This is a genomic window from Maritalea sp., from assembly GCF_051251695.1.
Classification (GTDB): domain Bacteria; phylum Pseudomonadota; class Alphaproteobacteria; order Rhizobiales; family Devosiaceae; genus Maritalea.
In genome coordinates this window covers 153,235-170,763 of sequence record NZ_JBPOEU010000005.1, presented here as the reverse complement: position 1 = coordinate 170,763, position 17,529 = coordinate 153,235, and the positions used below count along the sequence as shown (strand labels likewise).

Genomic DNA, 17,529 nt, shown 5'->3' with positions numbered 1-17,529 from the left:
TAATCAATAAGCAAATGAACCAGAGCCTCCAGTAATCAAACCGCTCTAAATAACCCATTTCATTTGATGACGGACAGTCGTACTTCTTCGCAAAGCTGCCGCTCGGATCGAATGCCCATACAATAGCCAACAAGCAATATACGGATCATCAGTTCAGGATCAACAGATGGTCGGCCAGTTGAACTGTAAAACGACCCAAGGTGCTGGCGAATATCAGCGAGATCAACAAACCGATCAATCGAGCGCAACATATGATCTGCTGGAACATGTTACACAAGGCAAAACTCGTAAAACAGCGCCGACTGTGCTTCTTGTCTTGGACCCATCATCAATTCAATCCCCCAATTCACTACAGAAATTGAATAAGCCTTCCGAGCTCAAAGCAATAAGTGTTTTTCAACAGAATGGGCCCATTGCGGCCATTCGCCAAATGGCTCCCCAAAGTCCACACGAGGCTCTCTTGATCGGCGGAAGAGCCCCGTACAAATTGGGATCACCACAATTGTTAAGCTACTCAATCAAAAGCAACGCGTCATCCGCTAGTGACACCAGTTTACCACCGCAAATTGTGGCGACAGGTTTGGGAACTGTACCATGAGCATCGACGAGTAAGATGTCTGCTCGCTTTCCATTGTCCAAGGTGCCTCGGTCGGCGAGCCCCATTGCTTTAGCGGGGTTTTTACTGATCAGCGCCCATGCGTCGCCAAGCGAGATATCGTTCTCAGCGACCAATTTAAATGCCGCTTGTAACAATGAAGGATAGTGGTAGTCCGATGCCAAGATACTGCATAAACCGTTTTTGATCATTTCAGTGGCGTTCAGTGCCCCGTTATGACTTCCACCGCGCACAACGTTTGGTGCCCCAAATACAGTGTGCTCGCCTGCCTCCTTAGCTTCATTTAAAGCCTCCATTGTCATTGGGAATTCTGCGACCTTCCCGCCAAGCGATCGGTAAAATGTTCGATCCTGTTTGGTTACATCATCATGAGAAAGAATGGCGGTGTTTTGCTCGCGAGCCACTAGTGCCAGCCTTTCAACCGCGCGGGGAACCTCTTCCTTTTTTGCGGCGACCTCGTAAACTCTAGCAACATAGTCTTCGGGCGAGAGATTGCACCGCGCGGCCCACCCGGCGAGTTTTTCTTTGTTGCCCGCCTCCACGCGCTTTATTGTGGATGTCGTATGATCGTTAAATGCGAGAGCTGGAGTCGGTTGTTCACACAACCACCCTTCAACATCTGCAACGGCGTTAAGCGCAAAAGTCTCCCAACGGAGCTGAGCGCGATGATCAACTGAAAACCCTGCTCGCATTGACTTGATGGCCGTCATAAACTGTCGAGCGTTGTTAAGAGAACGCAATCCTGGTTCCCACGAAATGGTCAATCCATGGAAAGCGGTGGTGATACCATTGGACGCTAGCTGTAAATCTGTATCTTGCATGGCCAGTTGCAGATCAAAACTTACACCTGAGCGGGGCATGATCTGGCGTTCAAACGCATCACCATGGACGTCGACAATGCCGGGCAAAACATAAAGGTCTGTTGCATCAAGAATTAGACCGTTAGCAGCATCGGCACAATCCGATGATGCGATAAATCCGTTGTCGACAAAGACATCGTGTTTCGCCAATTGACCGTTTTGCAAGACATTGCCGTTTTTGACGATGATGGGCCGCATTTTCTTACTATTTTTCATTTGATCACGTTCATGTTTGGTGCGGCCAACGTTTTGAATTTCGCCGCGTGTGGAACACTCGCAATCCAGATCGCATTGTTAATTGTCATTCGGATGACATATCTCTGTTCTTTTTCTGAGACAATAAATTGCTATCCCCCCGACATCGAAGAAAAACATTCAGGGAGATAGATATGTTTCGTTCATTGGTTGCGGGCGCGTTGCTCGCGGTAACGTCAAATGTTGCATTCGCAGCGGACATCACATTTGCAGTTACAGACGTTGAAGGACTTGAGCAGCTTCAACAAGAGTTTGGTGCTGTTGAAGCAGCATTGGAAAAATCTACTGGTTTCGATATCGAATTGATCCCCGTGAGCTCACGTACTGCGGCTGTAGAAGCGATGAATTCTGGTCAAGTGAATTTCGTTTTGACAGGTCCGGCAGAATATGTGGTGATGAAAGAGCTCACCGACGCGCAGATCGTTGTGGCGTGGCAACGCCCCGACTATTTTGGCCAAATCGTTGTGCTTGCTGAAGGCGAGATTGCCACAGCGCAAGACCTTAAAGGCAAGATTGTTTCATTTGGTTCTGTTGGTTCGACATCTCAACAGCTTGGGCCAGCTCAAGCCCTTGCAGATTTGGGTCTTCAGTATGGCACGGACTATGACGCGCAAATCATCCAGCGAAATGTTGCCATTGAAGCGCTTATTCGCGGTGATATTGCAGCGATCGGCATGAATTTTGGACATTTGCATAAAGCACGCGAAGCATATCCTGAGGTAGCGTTTAAAGTGGTTGCACGTGGCCCAGATTTGCCAAACGACATTTTGGTCGCTTCTGCAGACGTTGACGCAGAGGTCTTAGAAAAAGTGAAAAAAGCATTCGTTGAAGACGGCGCTGCGATTATGGAAGCGGTACTCAAAGGCGAAGATAACGACAAGTACGCCGGTGGATTCTTCCTCCCCTCAGTAAATGACGCTGATTATGATTACGTCCGTTCAATGTACGGGACAATTGGTGTCGACGGCTTTTCAAACTTTGTTGGCGACTAACATGCATCGTCCAAACTTTGGGAAAACGCTATGTCGATAATGGACATATATGAAAATTCAGCTGGGCGCGAACGTATCGCGCCCGGCCCTTATCTTAAGCGTCATCAGGATGTTGGTGAGACTGCGCTGATTTCGGCGCAAAATCTTTCGAAGCGATACGGGAACTCGAGCGATATCTTTTCTAACCTCAATGTTCAGATATCTTCGGGGGAGACTGTAGCGCTTATCGGGTCAAACGGCGCGGGAAAGTCGACGTTGTTGAAATGCTTAATCGGACTTCTACCGCACAGTGCAGGCAGCGTTTCCGTTTTTGACGAAACATTTACTTCAGCTCCAAACGCGGCTCAAGCCCGCAAAATCCGCAGCGAAATAGGCTTTGTGTTTCAAAAACATTGTCTTGTTTCCCGGGCGACTGCTTTGACAAACGTAGTGCATGGATTGCTTGGCCGCCAAGGCAGTTGGCGCGGCTGGCATCAAATGATTGCCACCACCAGCTGGCGCAATCAAGCTTTAGAAGCCCTTGATTCAGTAAACTTGATCCACAAAGCAAATGAACGTGTCGATCAGCTTTCTGGCGGGCAAGCGCAACGTGTCGCGATTGCTCGGGCGCTCGTGCGTAAACCAAAACTATTTATCGCCGACGAGCCCGCCGCCAGTCTTGATCCGAAGTCTGGGCACGATGTGATGCAGCGATTTGTCGATTTAGCCAAGGCAAACAACATCACGCTGATGTTCACTTCACACAACATGCAGCACGCGTTGCAATATGCGGATCGCATAATTGCGCTTAAGGCAGGTCATATCCTTCTTGACCAAAAGAGTGACGACCTTACCGCACAAGATCTAAAGGTGGTTTTTGATGGTTGAGAAAACTACTGAACGCCGCATGCAAATTCCGCAAATTGATCGCGTGGGAAAAATCTCCGCGCTTCAATTTACGCTTTGGGTTGTTGTTGGCGCACTGATTTTCAGCTCCATTTACTCGGTGAGCCCATCGCCGCAGCGCATTGTTGATGGCGCACCGCGATTGGCGAGCCTTATGGGACGGATGTTTCCGCCTGAAACCGATCCGCAGTTTTTGCGCCGCGTATTTTGGCGTTTGCTGGAAACGATGCAAATTGCGATTGCCGGCACAGCGCTGGGAGTAGTGCTGAGCTTACCCATTGGATGGATGAGCGCTCGTGGAATTTCCCCGCTTCAGCCGCTGACATTTTTGTTCAAAGCGCTGATTTCGTTTTTCCGTACGGTGCCTGATCTGGTGTGGGCACTTATCTTTGTGATCACTGTTGGTCTGGGTGCTGTTGCTGGCACAATGACCATCATGGTCGACACAATTGGGTTTTGTGGACGTTTTTTTGCCGAAGCCATGGAAGATGCGGATAAAGAACCCCAAGAGGCGCTTGGAGCTATCGGCGCTTCAAAATTCTCAATCCTGTGTGGTGCTGTATTACCTGATGCGATGCCGTCCTTGATCAACACGACGTTGTTTGCCCTGGAAAAAGCGGTACGCTCATCAGTCGTTTTAGGTTTGGTTGGCGCGGGTGGTATCGGGCAAGAACTCAAATCTTCTTTCGATCTATTTCAATATCGTAAAGCGGCGGCGATCATGCTGGCGATCTTTATCATCGTGCTTTTGATGGAGTGGCTAACCGACCGTCTGCGACGTTCGCTGAACTAATCGATTGAGCAAAAAAGTTCTTTGCGGCGTTTTGCTGTGAATTAAACTCAAAGAAAATGGTTTTTGAAAATGTCTAACATTGGGTTCAGTATTGGCCACTTTGGTCAGCAGGGTGATCTTGATGCGTTATCGCGCAAGATTGGTACGCTGGTTGAGATGGGTGCTAGTATTTGTGAGTTAAACGCTTCAAGCCTTGATGTTGTTTCTGATTGTCGACTGATGCCACAGCGAGTTGTGGCACTTCGAAGCGCACTTGGGCAACACAAAACGGCATATTCTTTGCATGCTCCGATTGCCATAAATTTGATGGATGAAACGCATATCGACCTGCATATGCGTGCAGCCCATGCAAGTTTAGACCTTGCTGATGCATGTGGGTCAAACATTGTAGTGATGCATCCGGGCAGAACGCACCCCGGCGTGTGGGTGGATCGGGCGGCGGAATTATTGCGACGCGAAGCGGAAAAACTCGCGCGATTAGCAGAACGTGCGCAACAGCTGGGTTTGGTGATTGCCTATGAGAACCTCAATCCCAACCGGCATAATATCGCAGGAACAGAAACCTCATACGCGCTCGATCTCAATGCACTGGCGCAGCAGGTCAAAACTGTCGACCACCCGGCTTTGAAAGTGTGTTTTGATGTAAGTCATGCGATGCAAGGAGCTGTGCTTCAAGGTTATGACTTGCTGGATCAACTGCCAAATCTGGCCCCGTTTATTTGTCATATCCATTTCTCTGACGCGACGGGCATACCTGCGACAATTCAATGGAACAATGATGGGGAACGCTTGTTTTTTGGCATTGGTGATATGCATGCAGCACCGGGATTTGGGTTGCTTGACTTTGATGCAATTGCAGACGCGCTCGACGTCAGGCACGCACCCAATATTGTGATTGAATTGAAAGAAAATCACTTCCTGCACTCCGGCCAACATGCGTTTGATGTTGCACAACATTTTGCCAAGCGCTTGGCAAATAAACAATCCCCTCCACACCAATAGGTCCCAAACATTTGTGCCGATCCGAGGCAATTCTGTCCGCTCCGTCACATTAGTGTAGTGCACAAACAGTATGATCAATTCATCCGAACGAATTTGAGATTTTTAGATGAACTCGAAATGGCTAGATGTGCGAAATGCGTTGGATGTCGAAATCGCCAACGGCATCTTAAAACCCGGAGAGCGATTGCCGACTGAGCCGCAATTAGTGGCGCGATTTGATGCTGGGCGACATTCCATACGTCGCGCGCTGGCCGCTTTGGCGGTTGAGGGCAAAGTGCGCACGCATCAAGGTAGCGGCACGTATGTCGAAACGCCCGAACTCATAAGATACGTGATTGGGCGGCGAACAAGGTTTAGGCAAAATCTCATGCAGCAAGGCCTTGCACCAGGTGGTAAATTGCTAGGTCATAGCACTATTTTGGCATCGAAAAAAATTGCGTGGGCGCTAGGCATAGAACCTGATGATCCGGTGTACTGTTTCGAAAGACTGAAAACAGCAGACAATATTCCCGTTGCATTTGTTACCTCTTACAAATCGGTGAAAATGTTTCCCGACTTCATAAATCGCCGCGCTCAATTTAGTTCCGTCACGGAGACATATAAGAGCTACGGCATTGATGATTATGTGCGATCTGAGACAGCCATTTACACACGGCAAGCACGTGCGAACGAAGCAACTCCTTTGGCGCAGCATCCGCAAATGCCGGTGATGATCGTTACCGCTACCGACACTAAATTGGATGGCATACCGATCAGCCATTCACAAGTGGCGTGGGCTGGAGCCCGCGTCAGGTTTACCTTTGAATCGGAACCCGAAAACAATCCATCGGAGGCAAATGATGGCTGATCAACAGTCTCGTCATTCACAAATTCTGGGTATTTTGGCCCGCGCAGAAAGCGCAACATTAAAGAGTTTTGCGGAAGAAATCTTGGCCGAATTTATCGATGTTGAAGTGGTGCAAAACCGCACAGGCCTCGTGATGTTGCCAATGCAAGACACCGTAGAGGGCACTTCGTTTCATCTTGGCGAAGTGTTGGTGAGCGAGGCACACATTAAGGCGCTGGAGCTGGAAGGTTATGGCATGAGGAAGGGCCGCGACTTGGAAGCTTCGATGGCCATGGCCGTTGTCGATTTGGCGTGGCAAGCGAAATTGAAAACTGACCGCATCGAAGCGTTTATCGACACTCAAGCCAATCAACTTGCTCAAGCTGATGACGAGCAAATGCGTGCTGTTGAAGCAACGCGTGTGAATATGGAGACATTTTAGATGGCTGCTCCTCTGCGAAACGATGAAGAGATTGTTGCAAATTCGGCCTTTGATGCGCTGCTCAACGCAACGTCTCGACCGGGTGAGAAATACCCACTGCCAAACCAGGGTGAACACAGCATCATTATTGCTTTGCTTGACCGCGAATGCACTGTGTACGCAACCGATGCGGAAGTGAAAGCGCAAATAGTCGAAGCTGGCGCACAACTGGTACCAATTGAGCTGGCTGACTTTGTGTTTTGCACCGCGTCGGAAGTCGAGAAATTCATTCCGCACTTGCGAACTGGTTCGGATGCCTACCCTGATGATGGGGCAACGCTTATCATCAGAGCGTCAGCACAGACAGGCGCAAAAATAACACTCTCTGGTCCAGGTGTGCCGGGCAAAATTCAACTCATGGACTGGAATATTGGGCGCACCGCTTGGCGACGTCGCGATGAGTATGTTCGTTATCCGATGGGTTTTGACATGGTGGTTGTTTGCGACAATCACGTTTGGGCAATTCCACGTTCAACAGAAATAAAGGCAGAATAGATGGCCTATGTGGCAACGCGCGGCGGTGAGCACGCAATTGAGCAATCCGAACGGATGTTCCGGGAAGAGCTGGGAGACATTACGCTAGAGAAAGTAGCAAATGTGAGGGACACACTGCCCTACCTCGTCGATCGGGTTATGGGGGAAGCATCTTTGTATGATCGGGACATTGCTGCGCTTGCCTTAGCGCAAGCAGGTGGCGAGTTGCATGAGGCTGTGCTTTTGTTGCGGGCCTGGAGAACCACACAGCCCAGAATTACAATTGCATCACCTGTAACCCAAGGTGGTACGCATGTTTTGCGGCGCATATCGGCGGCCTTTAAAGACATTCCGGGCGGGCAAGTGCTTGGTCCATCGCTGGATTATTCACACCGTTTGCTTGCGACTGAAGTTTTAACTGGCGAAGATTACCAACCAGATCCCGTAGAGCGAGCTGTAAAGCCAGCACCGCGATATCAACCAAGCGTAAGCGCATGGTTGGCTGAACAAGAGCTGGTGGAACCGGCGGGCAATGATGATACAGCTGCAGACGACATTCCCGATCTTACGCGCGAACCACTTTTGTTTCCGGCGAAGAGAGCGCATCGATTGCAAAGCTTAGCACGTGCCGACACGGGTGGTGTATTGGCGCTGGGATATTCCGCCATGCGTGGATATGGGCAAGCGCATCCAACTGTGAACGAGTTACGCCTTTGCGAAGCTGAAGTTGAAGTAAAACATCCCTCAGGCACCAAATTCAGTGTTGGCCGGGTGAAGATTAGTCAAGCGGAAGTCGTCTCAAAGGCAAAAGGGAGCAAACTTGAACGTGGGTTTTCTGCGACCTTTGGATGGAATGAAGTGAAATGCATTGCTGCTGCGACACTCGATTTGAATGCTGACGGTGCCGAAAAAAACTCAGCTGTTGAGGAGGAGTTCTTCCTTTATCACACAGAAGGGGTCGAGAGCTCGGGCTTCTGCATTCACTTCAAGCTGCCCCACTATGTGACATTCCAGTCGAGCCTTGATGCGATGCGTGATGCAAAAAAACAAAAATATGAGCCCAAAATGGAGGCCGCGGAATGAACCTCAAATCACTCAGCAAGCCTTGGGAAGCTGTGAGCTATGGTTTTCTTGATGCCTCAGCGAAAAGAGAAATTCGTCGAAAAACCCTAAAGGCGGTCGCTGTGCCTGGCTGCCAAATGCCATATGCGAGCCGCGAAGTGCCAATGGCACGTGGATGGGGTACAGGTGGGTTGCAAATATCGCTAACGCTGATGAACCCCAACACTGTCGTAAAAGTTATTGACCAAGGTGCAGATGACAGCGTCAACGCAGCGTCAATCCGTAAATTCTTGACCCGAGTGACAGACGCAAAGTCCACTTGGGACACCCTTGAAGCCACATTGATTCAATCTCGTCATCGGGTGCCGGAAGAAAAACTGACCCGCGATCAAGTTCTTGTGCTGCAGGTGCCTAACCCCGAGCCTTTGCGATCAGTTGAACCCAATATGTCTATAGCCCGTCAAATGCACGCAGATGCGGACTACAGCCGCATGTGGCTGCAGTTATATGAGCAAATTGTTCGTTCGGGCCGTGTAATGCAAGGCGCAAGCTATCCATCAATGGTCAATGGCCGCCATGTAATGACGCCATCCCCAATTCCACGTTGGGATGTGCCCAAGCTAAATATGGCCGAGAACTTGACCATACTTTCTGCTGGCCGGGAGAAGCGCGTTTTTGCCGTGCCGCCGCACACAAAAGTCGAACCACTTGTGTTTTCAGACGTGCCTTATAAGGTCGAGGATCACCATGATTTGGTTTGTGAGCGGTCGTCACTGCGTGGCTTTTTTATGAATGAAATACCAAATGATGATGGATCGTCCTCATTTGAAGTTTCTGACAGCAATTTGGGCATCAAAAAGCTGAACGAGGCTGAGAGCACTTCGGCATCAATCGGTGAAACCTGGTATAAAGACGGGAGTTGGCAACAATGACATATCCGATCCCAATTACATTGGACGCCCCGAAACTTGTTTCAGACGCCCCTGTTTTGACCATGCGCAATATTGCGAAAACATACGGCGATGTGGTTGCCGTCGACAATGTTGATGCTATCGCCTATCGCGGCGAAGTGCTCGGCATTGTTGGTGAAAGTGGGTCGGGTAAGTCGACTCTTTTGCGGATGATGAACCTACAAGAGCGGCCTGATGAAGGTATCTATCAGCTCGAGATCAAAAGCGATGAACCAAATTTGTTTGAACTTGATCGGTTTGCTCAATTGCAGATCCGATCACGCCATATTGGCATCGTTTATCAGAACCCCCATCAAGGGTTGCTGATGAACCACTCAAGTTCGGGCAACGTCGCCGAGCGGTTGCTTATTGCAGGGGAGCGGCGGTTTGCAGTGCTGCGCGAAAAGGCCAGTGATGCCTTGGCGTCTAGCGAGTTCCCACTTGCGCGTATGGATGCGCCGCCCATCGAATTGTCGGGCGGTATGCAACAACGTGTGCAACTAGCAAAGGCCATTGCCCTTGAACCAGAGTTATTGTTGCTGGATGAGCCCACAACAGGCTTGGACGTTTCGGTGCAGGCTCTAGTGCTCGATACCCTTAAAAAATTGCAGCAACAACGAAAAATTACGATGGTAATCGTCAGCCATGATTTGGGTGTCATACGCACGATGGCTGACCGCGTTATGGTTATGAAATCGGGGAAAGTTGTTGAGCAAGGGTTAGTCGATCAAGTTTTCCAAGACCCGCAACACGCATATACGCAGCAATTGGTTCACGCGAAACTGTAGGTGATATATGGTACAACCAGTCCTTAAAATTAAGGGGCTCGCAAAGAGCTTCCAAATGCACCACCTCGATAGTCAGCTTTATGCATTTTCCGATGTGGACTTCACCCTAAATGCTGGCGAATTTGTGCTTTTGAAAGGCGCGAATGGCGTTGGAAAATCAACAATGTTGCGCACAATTTACAGAACCTATTTGCCGGTTGCCGGTGAAGTTTTGTTTTCGTCAAGGCGGGGTGAGATCGATCTGGCGCGGGCAGCAGATGTTGATGTTGCCTTGTTACGGACCGAGGAAATTGGGTTTGTGACGCAGTTTTTGGTGGCAAGACCTCGCGTTGCTGCGGAAGAGATTGTTGCCGAACCGCTTATTCTGCATGGTATTGAGCGATTAAAGGCAATTGAGGAAGCACGGCATTGGCTGGATGTGTTTGGCGTGAAGGAAAAGCTTTGGCGAGCCTATCCAACGACATTTTCTGGCGGTGAACAGCAAAAGGTCAATTTAGCGCGGGCTCTCATTTTGCCGCGGCGATTGCTGTTGCTGGACGAACCCACTGCGTCTTTGGATGCAGGAGCACGGACGGCACTTACGAAGCGGTTGGCTGAACTCAAATCTCAAAATGTGGCGATGATCGGCGTATTCCATCATCCCGGTGACGTGGCCGACCTCGTGGACCGCACCATCGACCTTTCGGTAGAAGTTAAAGACCAAAATATGGAGCCAACACATGTGGCTGTCTGATTTAAACATCGTAATGTTTGACCGCGTCATTGAGCGCGGTTCGGTGAAGATTGAAAATGGGCTGATTTCTGAAATAAGCGATAAGCCTGTCGCTGGCGGCTTTGCCGGTGATGGCCTGACGTTGATGCCGGGCTTCATTGATATGCACGGCGACATGATCGAGCGTGAACTTGAGCCTCGTCCGCGTGTTGACATGCCAACAGAAATTGCGTTCCGGGAGCTGGATCGCCGTTTGGCCGGAGCAGGTGTGATCACCGCCTATGCGGCCGTGTCGTTTACCTCTGGTGCTGCGGACGGGCAAATGCGGTCTTTCGAGCACACAGGCAATGTGATCCGTCAACTACACGCTGTGCGTGATCAATTACGGGTCGACCATCGCGTTCATGCACGTTTCGATATCACTTTTGAGAACGCATTTTCTGTGATCAAAACCCTCATCGAAGATAAAGCGCTTGATCTCGTGTCGCTGATGGATCACACGCCGGGACAGGGACAATATCGAAATATTGAACGTCATATTAGCCATGTTGCGCATATGCGGGGCATTTCTCGAGATGAAGCGCAAGCGTTGGTTGAACGCAAAATTGAGGACCGTCAGCAACCAGCGGACGTGCTGGCGACAACGCTTCACCAAATCTCCGAGCTTTGCCATGCCAACAAAGTGATTTTGGCGAGCCACGATGACGATACGGTGGAAAAAGTCTCGCTTATGCATTCTTTAGGCGTAGCGATTTCAGAATTCCCTGTCGACATCGTCGCGGCAAAAGAAGCACACGCCTGCGGTTTGGCAAACGCAATGGGCGCTCCAAATGCGCTGCGCGGGCAATCTTATTCGGGCAACTTGTCTGCGCGTGAAGCACATAGCGCTGGCGTGCTAGATATTTTGGCATCTGACTATCACCCCAGCTCTATCCTGCCGGCAATTCTGATTATGGCGGAAACCGATCCTGATGGTTTGTCGGGTTCTGTCCGGTTGGCAACTTCAAATCCTGCCAAAGCGCTGAAATTGAGCGATCGCGGAGTGATCGAAGTGGGGAAACGCGCTGACTTGGTCATCGCTGAAACCAGTTCGATGGGGCATGTCGTAACCAGCATGCGCGGCGGGCATGTCGTATATTCTGATGGTTTGATGCAATTAGGACGAGCCGCATAAAACTGGCGTCGAACGAATTGCTAAAATTCGTTCGACGTTTTGACATAAGTTTTACAATTCTGCGCAATTAGCGTCATTTGCAACTGCTAAACATCTTTCAACTCATTCGGACGAACTCGCCGATTGAACTGGGAGAATGTGATGAGCACTTTGAAAATTGCGGGACTAAGCAAGCACTTCGGATCAACAAAAGCCGTAGACGAAATAAATCTAGAAATCGATAGCGGTGAATTTGTTGGTGTGATTGGCCGATCAGGCGCGGGAAAATCCACATTACTTCGCCTCATCAACAGGCTAATTGAGCCAACCGCTGGTTCAGTTTCATTTGATGACGTGAACATCACCGAACTTCGTAGCAAAGAGCTGCGCCAGTGGCGCCGCAATTGCGCGATGATCTTTCAGCAATTCAATTTGGTAGACCGCTTGGACGTTATCACAAACGTTCTGGTTGGACGCATTTCTGAACATGGTATTTTGTCATCGACCACAATGCGGTTTTCAGACGAAGAGCGTACCATGGCAGTGAAAGCGCTTGATCGATTGGACATGATACCGTTTGCCCTTCAAAGGGCAGGCACGCTTTCTGGTGGACAGCAACAGCGCGTCGCGATCGCTCGTGCTTTGGTCCAAAATCCACGTATTATGCTCGCGGACGAACCAATCGCCTCTCTAGATCCGGGCAATGCGACCCGCGTGATGGATGCACTGCGCACCATCAATGAGGAAGACAAACTGACCGTTCTCGTCAACCTTCACACATTGGACACAGCCCGCGAATATTGCAGCAGGATTATTGCGATGCGCCAAGGGCAAGTCATGTTTGATGGCCCCGCTCAGCAGCTCACAGACGCTGTGGTGCGCGAGATTTATGGCGCAGACGGCTTGGAAGAAATCAACGAGGCCGTGACCTCAACGTCAATACAGAACCGCCCTCAGGTTGCTGCATAACTCTAACCCAAACCTATATCCTATCAGGAGACTAATATGAAGTTGCTCACCACCACGGCGCTTTTGGCGTTGATGACCTTCCCTGCCATGGCAGACACTTGGAAAGACGATTATCAAGTTGTCAAATTTGGTATTCTTTCTGGCGAAAACGAGCAAGATCGTCTTGAGCGCAATGAGCCTCTTCGTGCTTACTTGGAAAATAAACTTGGCATCGAAGTAGAGATCTTTACTGCTGGCAACTATGACGGCGTGATCCAAGCAATTTCTGCTGACCAAATTGAAATTGCACGCTTTGGTTCATCTTCATATGCCGCCGCATACACAGCAACAAATGGCAGTGTTGTTCCAACATTGACAACTTTGAAGCAAGATGGTGCAACCGGCTATTACTCAATCGTGGTAACACGTTGCGATAGCGGCATCAAAAGCCTTGAGGATGCCAAAGGCAAAGTTCATGCGTTCGCCGACCCAGACAGCACTTCAGGATACGCTGTTCCTTATTTCAACATGGTCAACAAAGAAGGTTTTAAACCTGAAGACCATTTCGGCACGGTGACATTCTCCGGTTCACACGAAGCTGGCGTAAATGGTGTTGTGAACGGTGCCTTTGATACAGCAGCGACTTGGTGGAACAATGAAGGCGCTGGCGTTTATCAGCGAATGGAAGCTAAAGGCATGATCGACGAAGGCGTTGTGTGCAAGATCTGGGAAAGCCCAGAAATCACATCTGGCCCATGGACGTTCCGTGCAAATCTACCTCAGGAAATGATCGCCGACGTTTCTGCGGCTATCCAAGCGTTCCCAAGCGAAGACCCTGAAGGCTATAAGCTTTACTCAGGTTGGACAGAAGACGACGCCAATCCAGCTGTTGGTTTCCAGACAGTAGACCATGATCGCTATCAGTGGATTGTTGATATGCGCCAGTGGATCAAAGAGCAACGCCGCAAAGGTTAATCACTTTGCGTTTAATCTTGGGCAAGGCCAAATGGCCTTGTCCGCTTCAATGGTGGATGAACAGTGACATTGCAAGCAACCGCTGAACACAAGGCTTCGCCGGATATGTCTAGTATAGACAAATTTGAAGAAGACTTTGCAGCAAACCGAAAACGTATGCGTTTAAGCTGGGCCCTTGGTTCGCTGATATTTATTGCACTATTTATGCTGACCGCTTGGATCGGCGATTTTTTCAAATATACGCAAGTCACAACGCCAAGCGGCGCGCGCGAGTGGCAGTGGATAATTTCTTCTGGCTTGCCTCGCCTTGGCGAATATATTGTTCAAACATTGCCCGACATAAGCTGGGCAACATTTGGCGCTGATATGTCGACTTGGTTTTGGCGCTGGCCCGTTTGGATGATGTTGCTGCTTGAAACCATACTGATTGCATTTATGGCGACGATATTGGGTGTTGTGGGTGGTTTTATCCTTTCATTTCCAGCGTCACGAAACCTTACCCCAAACAAATGGGTGTTGTGGGTGTCCCGTCGTTACTTGGAGTTCGCCCGGACAGTGCCGGAATTGGTTTGGGCCCTAATATTTGTTTTTTGTTTTTCAGTTGGCCCCATGGCTGGCGTGTTGGCAATTGCTTTGCATGCAACCGGATCGTTGGGCAAACTCTATTCTGAGGTCAATGAAAACATCGATATGCGCCCCTTGGAAGGGGTCAAAGCTGCAGGCGGCAGCTGGTTCGATCAAATTCGATATGGCGCCGTGCCACAGGTATTGCCCAACATTATCAGTTATACATTGCTACGCTTTGAAATAAACGTGCGCGCCTCCTCAATCATTGGATATGTAGGCGCTGGCGGCCTGGGCCAAGAGTTCCGAACGGCCATGAGTTTTCAAGAATATACCGACCTTTCAGCGCTTTTCGTGATCATTTTCTTCACGGTTGTGGTCATTGACTACCTTTCCGAAAAACTGCGCCACCGCGTGATTGGCATGGGAGAACGCACATGAATATGACCCAAAACGAAGTGCAAGCCTTTAAAGCCAAATATCCTGACATCTACCAACCGCCATTAAAAACGCGCGTCCTTAGAATATCGGTATGGGCTGGGATAATTGGCCTGTTCGTTTATTGCTTGATTGCTTTTGACTTTTCGCCCATGCGCATCTGGGTTGGGTTTGAACGTTTGGGACGGGTGATCAGCTTTATGTTTCCACCCTACATTTGGACAAGTTGGACAGAATTCGCACCGATTTTTGAAGGTCTTTTGGAAACCTTAGCAATCGCGTTCCTGGGCACAGTGTTGGGGGCCGTAATAGCGTTTCCGCTGTCGTTCTTAGGCGCCAAGAACATCAACAAAATTCCGTTTTTACGGCTAGGTGTGCGACGTGGATATGACATTATCCGGGCATTCGAAACATTGATTTTGGCTCTTATATTTATCCGTGCATTTGGATTGGGGCCGTTGCCCGGTATTCTGGCCATGGCCGTTTCGGAAATTGGCACATTTGCCAAACTGTTCTCAGAAGCTATTGAAAACACGTCCGAAAAGCCAACAGATGGGGTGAAGGCCGCGGGCGGTTCACGCTTCCAACTCGTGCGTTTCGGCATCATGCCTCAAGTTAGCCCGGTGATCATTTCTATTCTGCTCTACAACTTTGAATCAAACGTGCGTTCTGGCACCATTTTGGGCATTGTCGGGGCAGGTGGGATCGGCTTCCTCCTGTCAGACAGGATATCGGCTTACAAATGGGACGAAGCCTGGTCGATCATCTTTTTGATCATCGCCATGGTTTATGTGATCGACTGGATTAGCTCAAAGATTCGCAAAAGAATTATTGGCGAATTTGAAGAAGTAAAATAGAGAATTTTGCTGTCTCGGCAATGAATTGAACCGAACTCCCCGTCAGTAAATGTGACAGCAAGTTGAGCAAGAAAAGTTTAGTGATCGTTGTAATGAAATGCCCGTTTGCAGTTAGATTGTAATACAAACTGTCGGTGAAAAGTTCTCGCACAGATTTGAAATTTGATTGCTTGCGAGCAGAAGCGAACTTCTTCTTCTCGCCGGTTCTCGTCATCAAGAGCCTGCCACACCGCTCCCAAATTACTAGGGTCTGAACTCAATTCAATTTGTTGATTTAGTTTAACAAATCAGATTCAAGACCTCCAGATATGGAGGTTTTGATGGCACGATTTGATTTAAGTGAAGAGGAGTGGGTGGTTATTGGTCCTCTTCTTCCCAAACAAGGGCGCGGTCCTGATCGCAAGGATGACCGACAAATACTGAATGGTATTTTCTATATTTTGAGAACTGGCGCACCTTGGCGTGATTTACCTGAACGCTATGGCCCGCGAACCACAGTTTACAATCGCTATATAAGATGGGGTGAGCGCGGCGTCTGGCGAGGAATATTCGAAGCGTTCGCTCAAGAATGTGAGGATGTTCTGATCTTCATTGATGCTTCCATAGTTAAGGCTCACCGCGCAGCGGCGGGGTCAAAAAAGGGGAGCTGGTAGAAGGCATTGGTCGCTCACGCGGCGGTCGCACAAGTAAGGTTCACGCGGCTGTAGATGCCAAAGGACGCCCGTTTCGGCTGGAAATCAGCGGTGGCCAGCTTCATGACAGTCAGATGATAAATGCTTTTCTTAATTGGGAAATTCCACCGTTGGCCATTGTTGCTGACAAGGCTTACGGCAGCGCAAAAATCAGGCAACAGATTGCCGATGAAGGGGCATTGGCGGTTATTCCTTCAAAGAGCAACGCTCGTATTCCAATTCACCACGACAAAAATCTCTATGCCATGCGCAACATTGTTGAACGGTTCTTTTGCAAAATGAAAGACATGCGAAGGCTGGCAACCCGCTTCGAAAAGAAAGCCATAAACTTCTTATCTATGGTACAACTCTTTGCAATCAAGTGTTGGCTGAATTGAGTCCAGACCCTAGCTTTGTGTTCTAGTGGCGCAGTTGAGCCTTGCGACTGGACTTGCACTGCAAAGGAAGCATGCATGCTCTTAGGTTACGGCAAGTCGATTGCACGGGACAAAGCCGAACACGCTGTTGGTGATTTAATTAAAACAGTGCAGCCAACACAAAACTTAGTCGCCCTCGTCAAAGTGATGTTTAGGAATGCATGGAATCAGCGCCACGAACAAACTGATGCACTGGTGGCTTCCATTAAAGATCAAACAAAGAAACTGGATCAACAAATTGACGCGATTGTAGAGCGTCTAATGACAACCTCGAACAGCACAGTTATTGCGCGATATGAGCAAAAGATCGAAGAACTCGAAAGCGACAAAGCCCGATTTGTTGATCAAATCACGCACATCAAGCGTCCAAAACAAGACAGCTATAATGAAAAACTAGAACTCCCGCTGCAAATCATCACAAAGCCTTGGAAACTCTGGGTTTCTGGCAACATCAACTTGCGTCGATTGGTGCTGAAACTGGTCTTTGCAGACCGTCTTGAGTATGACCGAAAATTGGGAGCTAGAACTCCCCTTTTAACCTTACCCTTCAAGGCTTTGAGCATGGTTCAAGGAGGTGTTTCTAAAAATGGTGCCGGTTGAGAGACTTGAACTCCCGACCCTCTGATTACAAATCAGATGCTCTACCAACTGAGCTAAACCGGCAACGCGCGCTTGATACATCGTCACAGCAGCTGACGCAAGCATGATTTTTGCAAAAGTCGCAAATTTTTTCCCTATGTGAATTCTAATAGAACCATTTGCAAAAATTTGGGGCTTTCCCAATACCTTA

The 17,529-nt window shown here is 49.2% G+C and carries 19 protein-coding genes, 1 tRNA gene and 1 pseudogene; 18 read left to right on the top strand and 3 right to left on the bottom strand.

Annotation, left to right across the window (positions count from 1 at the left end):
• Positions 1 to 68 precede the first annotated feature (68 nt).
• Both ACSHWX_RS04425 and ACSHWX_RS04420 read right to left on the bottom strand, forming a co-directional pair.
• Positions 69 to 329: pseudogene (locus tag ACSHWX_RS04425) on the bottom strand (transposase); the annotation flags it as partial.
• 181 nt (positions 330 to 510) lie between these two features.
• Positions 511 to 1,692: an alpha-D-ribose 1-methylphosphonate 5-triphosphate diphosphatase gene (locus ACSHWX_RS04420; protein WP_435666978.1), complete on the bottom strand. Its 1,182-nt coding sequence runs from the start codon at positions 1,690 to 1,692 to the stop codon at positions 511 to 513.
• 173 nt (positions 1,693 to 1,865) lie between these two features.
• On the opposite strand from ACSHWX_RS04420, the gene ACSHWX_RS04415 reads away from it, so the two are divergent.
• The 18 genes from ACSHWX_RS04415 (at position 1,866) to ACSHWX_RS04330 (ending at position 17,339) form a co-directional block, all read left to right on the top strand.
• A complete protein-coding gene (locus tag ACSHWX_RS04415) occupies positions 1,866 to 2,723 on the top strand; it encodes a PhnD/SsuA/transferrin family substrate-binding protein (protein WP_435666977.1) in 858 nt (285 codons plus the stop codon).
• 30 nt (positions 2,724 to 2,753) lie between these two features.
• Positions 2,754 to 3,590 carry a phosphonate ABC transporter ATP-binding protein gene (locus ACSHWX_RS04410; RefSeq protein ID WP_435666976.1) on the top strand — a complete coding sequence of 279 codons (837 nt, stop codon included), beginning with the start codon at positions 2,754 to 2,756 and terminating at the stop codon, positions 3,588 to 3,590.
• Positions 3,583 to 4,401: a phosphonate ABC transporter, permease protein PhnE gene (gene phnE / locus ACSHWX_RS04405; RefSeq protein WP_435666975.1), complete on the top strand. Its 819-nt coding sequence runs from the start codon at positions 3,583 to 3,585 to the stop codon at positions 4,399 to 4,401. The genes ACSHWX_RS04410 and phnE (ACSHWX_RS04405) overlap by 8 nt, the downstream gene beginning before the upstream one ends.
• Positions 4,402 to 4,470: 69 nt before the next feature.
• On the top strand, positions 4,471 to 5,403 hold the full coding sequence (locus tag ACSHWX_RS04400; RefSeq protein WP_435666974.1) for a sugar phosphate isomerase/epimerase family protein: 933 nt from the start codon (positions 4,471 to 4,473) through the stop codon (positions 5,401 to 5,403).
• 106 nt (positions 5,404 to 5,509) lie between these two features.
• A complete protein-coding gene (gene phnF / locus ACSHWX_RS04395; protein ID WP_435666973.1) occupies positions 5,510 to 6,250 on the top strand; it encodes a phosphonate metabolism transcriptional regulator PhnF in 741 nt (246 codons plus the stop codon).
• Complete coding sequence (locus ACSHWX_RS04390; RefSeq protein WP_435666972.1) at positions 6,243 to 6,671, top strand: phosphonate C-P lyase system protein PhnG; 429 nt, start codon at positions 6,243 to 6,245, stop codon at positions 6,669 to 6,671. The genes phnF and ACSHWX_RS04390 overlap by 8 nt, the downstream gene beginning before the upstream one ends.
• Positions 6,672 to 7,205, top strand: coding sequence for a phosphonate C-P lyase system protein PhnH (gene phnH / locus ACSHWX_RS04385; protein WP_435666971.1), 534 nt, complete (start codon positions 6,672 to 6,674; stop codon positions 7,203 to 7,205).
• Positions 7,206 to 8,267: a carbon-phosphorus lyase complex subunit PhnI gene (locus ACSHWX_RS04380; protein ID WP_435666970.1), complete on the top strand. Its 1,062-nt coding sequence runs from the start codon at positions 7,206 to 7,208 to the stop codon at positions 8,265 to 8,267.
• Positions 8,264 to 9,178, top strand: a complete 915-nt coding sequence (locus tag ACSHWX_RS04375; protein ID WP_435666969.1) for an alpha-D-ribose 1-methylphosphonate 5-phosphate C-P-lyase PhnJ — start codon at positions 8,264 to 8,266, stop codon at positions 9,176 to 9,178. The genes ACSHWX_RS04380 and ACSHWX_RS04375 overlap by 4 nt, the downstream gene beginning before the upstream one ends.
• Positions 9,175 to 9,984, top strand: coding sequence for an ATP-binding cassette domain-containing protein (locus ACSHWX_RS04370; protein WP_435666968.1), 810 nt, complete (start codon positions 9,175 to 9,177; stop codon positions 9,982 to 9,984). The genes ACSHWX_RS04375 and ACSHWX_RS04370 overlap by 4 nt, the downstream gene beginning before the upstream one ends.
• Positions 9,985 to 10,039: 55 nt before the next feature.
• A complete protein-coding gene (locus tag ACSHWX_RS04365; protein WP_435666967.1) occupies positions 10,040 to 10,717 on the top strand; it encodes an ATP-binding cassette domain-containing protein in 678 nt (225 codons plus the stop codon).
• Complete coding sequence (locus ACSHWX_RS04360) at positions 10,704 to 11,870, top strand: alpha-D-ribose 1-methylphosphonate 5-triphosphate diphosphatase (RefSeq protein ID WP_435666966.1); 1,167 nt, start codon at positions 10,704 to 10,706, stop codon at positions 11,868 to 11,870. Before ACSHWX_RS04365 ends, ACSHWX_RS04360 begins: the two co-directional genes overlap by 14 nt.
• Positions 11,871 to 12,011: 141 nt before the next feature.
• The gene (gene phnC, locus ACSHWX_RS04355; RefSeq protein WP_435666965.1) at positions 12,012 to 12,818 is read left to right on the top strand and encodes a phosphonate ABC transporter ATP-binding protein; all 807 of its coding nucleotides are present in this window, start codon (positions 12,012 to 12,014) and stop codon (positions 12,816 to 12,818) included.
• 36 nt (positions 12,819 to 12,854) lie between these two features.
• Positions 12,855 to 13,772 (top strand): phosphonate ABC transporter substrate-binding protein, encoded by a 918-nt coding sequence (phnD, locus tag ACSHWX_RS04350; protein WP_435666964.1) that lies wholly within the window; start codon positions 12,855 to 12,857, stop codon positions 13,770 to 13,772.
• A 63-nt stretch (positions 13,773 to 13,835) separates the two neighbouring features.
• Positions 13,836 to 14,777: a phosphonate ABC transporter, permease protein PhnE gene (gene phnE / locus ACSHWX_RS04345; RefSeq protein ID WP_435666963.1), complete on the top strand. Its 942-nt coding sequence runs from the start codon at positions 13,836 to 13,838 to the stop codon at positions 14,775 to 14,777.
• Positions 14,774 to 15,631 carry a phosphonate ABC transporter, permease protein PhnE gene (gene phnE, locus ACSHWX_RS04340; protein ID WP_435666962.1) on the top strand — a complete coding sequence of 286 codons (858 nt, stop codon included), beginning with the start codon at positions 14,774 to 14,776 and terminating at the stop codon, positions 15,629 to 15,631. Before phnE (ACSHWX_RS04345) ends, phnE (ACSHWX_RS04340) begins: the two co-directional genes overlap by 4 nt.
• A gap of 320 nt (positions 15,632 to 15,951) precedes the next feature.
• Positions 15,952 to 16,700, top strand: a protein-coding gene (locus ACSHWX_RS04335; RefSeq protein WP_435666961.1) for an IS5 family transposase whose coding sequence is annotated in 2 segments (ribosomal slippage) — positions 15,952 to 16,278 and positions 16,281 to 16,700 — 747 coding nt in all. Because the reading frame shifts where the segments join, the coding sequence is not laid out codon by codon here.
• 75 nt (positions 16,701 to 16,775) lie between these two features.
• Positions 16,776 to 17,339 carry a hypothetical protein gene (locus ACSHWX_RS04330; protein WP_435666960.1) on the top strand — a complete coding sequence of 188 codons (564 nt, stop codon included), beginning with the start codon at positions 16,776 to 16,778 and terminating at the stop codon, positions 17,337 to 17,339.
• Here the strand turns inward: ACSHWX_RS04330 and ACSHWX_RS04325 are convergent.
• A tRNA-Thr gene (locus ACSHWX_RS04325) sits at positions 17,327 to 17,402 on the bottom strand. The two genes, ACSHWX_RS04330 and ACSHWX_RS04325, sit on opposite strands and share 13 nt — an antisense overlap.
• Between the last annotated feature and the right edge of the window lie 127 nt (positions 17,403 to 17,529).